The 4883-nt window shown below is 39.2% G+C and carries 7 protein-coding genes; 6 read left to right on the plus strand and 1 reads right to left on the minus strand.

All coding sequences use genetic code 11. The annotated features are described in order from the left end of the window. The coding region (locus tag PSN35_RS05970; protein WP_300030821.1) for a hypothetical protein at positions 1–203 on the plus strand (203 nt) is incomplete at its 5' end. A gap of 125 nt (positions 204–328) precedes the next feature. Here the strand turns inward: PSN35_RS05970 and PSN35_RS05975 are convergent. Then, entirely contained in the window at positions 329–502 is a 174-nt protein-coding gene (locus PSN35_RS05975; protein ID WP_300030824.1) for a DUF1289 domain-containing protein, read from the minus strand. Between the two features lie 59 nt (positions 503–561). On the opposite strand from PSN35_RS05975, the gene PSN35_RS05980 reads away from it, so the two are divergent. The 5 genes from PSN35_RS05980 (at position 562) to PSN35_RS06000 (ending at position 4525) form a co-directional block, all read left to right on the plus strand. Beyond that, complete coding sequence (locus PSN35_RS05980) at positions 562–1881, plus strand: DEAD/DEAH box helicase (protein WP_300030826.1); 1320 nt, start codon at positions 562–564, stop codon at positions 1879–1881. A gap of 5 nt (positions 1882–1886) precedes the next feature. Then, on the plus strand, positions 1887–2666 hold the full coding sequence (djlA, locus tag PSN35_RS05985) for a co-chaperone DjlA (RefSeq protein ID WP_300030828.1): 780 nt from the start codon (positions 1887–1889) through the stop codon (positions 2664–2666). 24 nt (positions 2667–2690) lie between these two features. Continuing rightward, positions 2691–2933, plus strand: coding sequence for a hypothetical protein (locus PSN35_RS05990; protein WP_300030831.1), 243 nt, complete (start codon positions 2691–2693; stop codon positions 2931–2933). Between the two features lie 88 nt (positions 2934–3021). After that, complete coding sequence (locus tag PSN35_RS05995) at positions 3022–3408, plus strand: hypothetical protein (protein ID WP_300030833.1); 387 nt, start codon at positions 3022–3024, stop codon at positions 3406–3408. A gap of 115 nt (positions 3409–3523) precedes the next feature. Then, the gene (locus PSN35_RS06000) at positions 3524–4525 is read left to right on the plus strand and encodes a thioredoxin fold domain-containing protein (protein WP_300030835.1); all 1002 of its coding nucleotides are present in this window, start codon (positions 3524–3526) and stop codon (positions 4523–4525) included. Positions 4526–4883 lie beyond the last annotated feature (358 nt).

Here is a 4883-nt window from a genome sequence, read left to right on the forward strand (position 1 = left end):
TTGAATTATCGAATGTGAATTTTTTCTATGCAGTACAAATATTACTAACAGTTGGACTGGGTTTATTGGCTGGCATTAGTTTGATTAATGTCGGCGTCGTTAAGATTAAGACACTATTCACTAAGACTCACATGGATCGACGTATTAATCAGATAGTTGCTGTAGTGATGATTTTGGCAGGTGTGCTGCTTGGGTTGTCATGACGAATAGTCGACTTTATTTATGGATGGTGTTAGTCATGGCATTTTGGGGTGCCTCTTGGCCAATTGCCAATGTATTGCGAACTGCATGCGCTAAGTGTTAAAGTGCGTACAACTGCTGAGATGAGCTAATCAATTTTTCGATCTTTTAGATCCTGCATGATGGCCTTTCGAACGTCGTCTGAATAGTTGATCCAGCCACTAATTTCGTCACTATGACGTTTGCATCCAACACAATAGTTGTTTTTGTTGTATTTGCAAATGCCCACACAGGGGGTTTTTAGCGCTTGGTAATCATTCATGTTATTTATTATAGTTTGCTCTTGTAAAATGAGCATTTTTAATTGATCTCAATATGATTATGGGTTTTTCTAAATTAGGCTTATCAGATTCAATTCTGAAGGCAGTTTCTCAGCAAGGCTATGACAAGCCATCACCCATACAAGAGAAATCTATTCCTCTGGTGCTAGAGGGTAAAGATGTTATGGCGGCAGCGCAAACCGGCACGGGTAAAACTGCAGGCTTTACTTTGCCAATTTTGCAACTACTTTCTAAAGGGCAGCCGACTAAATCGAATCAAGTTCGATCGCTAATCCTAACGCCAACACGTGAGCTAGCAGCACAAGTGCAAGCTAGTGTTGATACCTACGGCAAACAACTGCCACTCAAGTCAACGGTGGTATTTGGCGGGGTGAAAATTAATCCACAAATGCAGAAGCTTAGAGGTGGGGTGGATATATTGGTAGCTACTCCAGGGCGCTTATTAGATCTTTATTCGCAAAATGCCGTTAAGTTTGATCAGCTAGAAATCATTGTTTTTGATGAAGCGGATCGAATGCTAGATATGGGGTTTATTCATGATATTAAGCGAATTTTAAAGATTTTGCCTGTTAAAAGGCAGACGTTAATGTTTTCAGCAACCTTTTCTGATGAGATTAGAAAGCTGGCTAAAACCTTAGTGCATAATCCGGTTGAAATTTCAGTTACCCCTAGAAACTCCACCGTGAAATCAGTCAAGCAGTGGATTCATCCGGTTGATAAATCTAAAAAACAGGCGTTGCTTACCAAGCTAATTAAAGATCACGGCTGGTATCAGGTGCTGGTGTTTAGTCGTACCAAGCATGGTGCTAATCGTATTGCCACTCAGTTGGGCAAGAAAGGTATTACCGCTGCAGCCATTCATGGCAATAAATCCCAAGGTGCTCGAACTAGAGCTTTGGCTGATTTCAAAGCGGGTAAGGTTAACGTGCTCGTGGCAACAGATATTGCAGCGCGTGGTATTGACATATCTGAGTTGCCACATGTGGTAAATTTTGACCTGCCAAATGTGCCAGAAGACTATGTTCATCGTATCGGGCGAACAGGCCGTGCTGGTTCCAAGGGTGAGGCAATTTCACTGGTGAGTGCTGATGAGGCAAAGCAGTTATTTGATATTGAGCGCCTGACACAAAAGAAACTAGACCGAATTATGGTGGATGATTTTACGCCTGATCATAATGTGCCAGAATCAGCCAAAAACCTTTTGCCGCCTAAAAAGAAAAAGCCGAAAAAGAGCAAACCCAGAAATAAGCCGAGATACGGAAAAGACAGCAACTCTGCGGATAACAAATCTAAACAAAAGAAAGGCTTTTGGGGTAACAAGCCCAAGAAAAAGCCTAAAAATAAACCACAGAAAGGATAGGTGTTATGAGTTGGTGGACAACCGTTTTGGGCGGTGCATTTGGTTTTATTTTAGGCGGCCCTCTGGGGGCAATGCTTGGCGCAGCCTTTGCAGGTAATCTTTCTAAAAGCAAATCCAGCTTTGGTAATTTTGATCAAAATTATCATATAGGCGACCAACAGCGAGTTCAAGCAGCGTTTTTTAGTAGCGTGTTTTCAGTTATGGGTTATATTGCCAAAATTGATGGCAGGGTATCAAAATCTGAAATTTTATTAGCACAACAGGTAATGCAACATTTGCAGCTTGAAGCAGACATGCAAAAAGTGGCAAAAGAGCTGTTTAATCAAGGCAAAAGTGATGGCTTTAATTTGGATGAGGTACTCGATCAATTTAGACTTGAAAGCCACAGACGTACACATTTGGTTCGCATGTTTTTGGAAATTCAAATTCAGGCAGCATACGCAGATGGCGTATTAGACAACAAAGAGCATGAAGCACTTAAGTATATTGCGCAAAAATTGCATTTTTCCCTTCATGAGCTAGAGAGTCTGATTCAACAATTTGCAGCTACCAGTCATAGCGCTAATCAGCCAACCATTGATGATGCTTACGTTATCTTAGGTGTGGATAAAAATACCACAGATAAAGAGCTGAAGCGCGCTTATCGTCGACTGTTGTCTCAGCATCATCCAGATAAGCTCGTGGCCAAAGGATTGCCAGAAGAGATGATGAAGCTGGCCAAGGAAAAAACACAAGAAATTATCAGCGCATATGAGCTGATCAAAAAACAACGCGGCATGCGTTAATTAACCAATATACCTGGAGATAACATGAAACTAATCACATTAATAATCGCATTCACCTTGTCAATATCTGCACAAGCAGGTCTTTGGGAAAAAATGACCACCATGGGTGCGCAAACCGTTAAGCCAAGCTCTGAGTATTTGATTGAAACTGCCGGTTGGAATATTCGCGTTTATGAGTGGATTCCAGCTGACAATCCAAACGTACGATGCATGTTTGCCGCAGGCTCTCAAAAAGGCGGCGTGGCTTGTTATTCAATTAACGACTAACCGTGTTCGCCATTGAGCTACTAATTATTATTTTGTTGGTGGCGGTGGTGTTTTATTTGCTAAAAGGCAAATTGTAAGTAGTTAGATAATGTCTAAACCGATTGTTATTTCAATCATTGAATCAATCTTATTTCCAGATTGTAGTGAATTGTATAGCCGTAGAGGATTTGATGAGCTGAGGGTAAATAGCGTTCGTAAAGCCACTGCCTTAATAAAGAAACAACCAGTAGATTTTATTGTGGTCGAATTTTTTTATGCTTATAGTACCAACTATAGCGGTATTTATAAGTCCAACATAGAGGGTTTATTGGTCAGTCTTATCAAGTATTCGCCCAATACTAAAGTGATTGTTCTGGCAAAAAAGAAAGAGATGAAATTCCTTAATGTGCTTGATGCGGTGGATTATCCAATACACGGGGTTTTGCAACTACCAACCTCAATGAATAGTGTTGAAGCACTATTTGATGGCCGATAAGTGTTTGTCTAACCTAGAGCTCAATTCAACACCTCATCAGCATCTGCTAATCAGAGTTTGTTATTATTAGCTTTATAGTTTATTATTAAGCAATAAAATCTTTGAGGAGGGTGTTGTGAAGAAAATAATAATAGCTTTTATATTGGCGTTTGTTTCGTTGATATCAGCTCACGCCGTTGAACCAGGAAAGGTTACTGGTGGGGCACAATATGAAGTGCCTTCTTGGTTTACTGACAGTTTTTTAGATATTGGTGAAGATGTTGAAGAAGCGGGCGATGAAGCCAAGAAAGTGCTGTTGTTTTTTCATCTAGATGGTTGTCCATATTGTGACGCCATGTTGAGTCAAAACTTTAAAAGTGGCAACAATGAAAATTTCATAAAAGAGCATTTTTCAGTGATTGCGGTTAATATTAAAGGCGGTCGAGAAATCACTATGCCTGATGGCGATGCAATGAGTGAAAAGGAGCTTGCACAGAAGCTTGGCGTCAAATACACACCTACCATTGTGTTTTTAGATAAACAAGGCAAACAAATTTTTAGAACTAATGGATATCGCAATCCGACATTATTTGGCCATACTGTTGAATATGTTGCTAAAGACCACTCAAAATCACAATCGTTAAATCAGTTTGTTGCCAACAAGTCAGCACCTAGTTATCAGTTTGCTTCTCATTCATTGCTTGAGAAAGTAACAGATTTTTCTAACTTTAGTGATCCAGTTGCCATGTTGTTTGAAGATAAGCGCTGTGTTGGCTGTAGTGATATCCACGAGAAATTATTCAATCGTGATGATGTGCTTGATGAGCTAGATAAGTTCTTGTTTGTGCGTTTTGATGCTGATTCTGATGAGCAGATTGTTTTGTTTGATGGCACTAAAACCACACCAAAACAACTGGCTGAGCAGCATAATCTAAGCTATCGACCTGGATTTTTATTATTTGACGAAGGCAAGAAAATTATAGAAATTGATAATCGTCTATTTAGTTTTCATTTGAATGCTGTCTTGAGTTTTGTAAGTGGTGGACACCATAAAACTTATGAAGATTTCAACGCTTATCGAAATGCCTATCAAGCTAAATTGCTCGAACAGGGTGTTGACATCAATATGGTTGATTAATGCCAGTTTTTCTCAAAGGAAAAATTTAGCAAATTTTCATAATGGCCAAGTTTTGTATGAATATCAAGCCTTTTTAGAGATTAATGACCAGTTTTACCGATAAAAAATAGGTTAAAAGGCCGTTTTAATGCTGTATATAGCGCTGTTTGAAAAAATTTAGCAAATTTTAAGAATTGGGCTAAAATAAAGAAAAAACAGTAATTTTTATTGGATTTTTAATAAAAGAATTATAAAAGGGTACCGTCCCCTTTAACTGTCCCCTTTAACTGTCCCCTTTAACTACTTATTTCTTGCCAAGTGCCAATCAGTAATGCTTTGAATAGACTAACAGCGGCGTAATCAACGTTAACATGAGACA

Source organism: Candidatus Thioglobus sp. (assembly GCF_028599055.1).
Lineage (GTDB): Bacteria > Pseudomonadota > Gammaproteobacteria > PS1 > Pseudothioglobaceae > Thioglobus_A.

Bases quoted from the DNA above. Each gene is read 5' to 3' on its own strand.
- PSN35_RS05975 (WP_300030824.1), bottom strand. From the start codon at position 502: ATGAATGATTACCAAGCGCTAAAAACCCCCTGTGTGGGCATTTGCAAA.
- PSN35_RS05980 (WP_300030826.1), top strand. From the start codon at position 562: ATGGGTTTTTCTAAATTAGGCTTATCAGATTCAATTCTGAAGGCAGTT.
- djlA (WP_300030828.1), top strand. From the start codon at position 1,887: ATGAGTTGGTGGACAACCGTTTTGGGCGGTGCATTTGGTTTTATTTTA.
- PSN35_RS05990 (WP_300030831.1), top strand. From the start codon at position 2,691: ATGAAACTAATCACATTAATAATCGCATTCACCTTGTCAATATCTGCA.
- PSN35_RS05995 (WP_300030833.1), top strand. From the start codon at position 3,022: ATGTCTAAACCGATTGTTATTTCAATCATTGAATCAATCTTATTTCCA.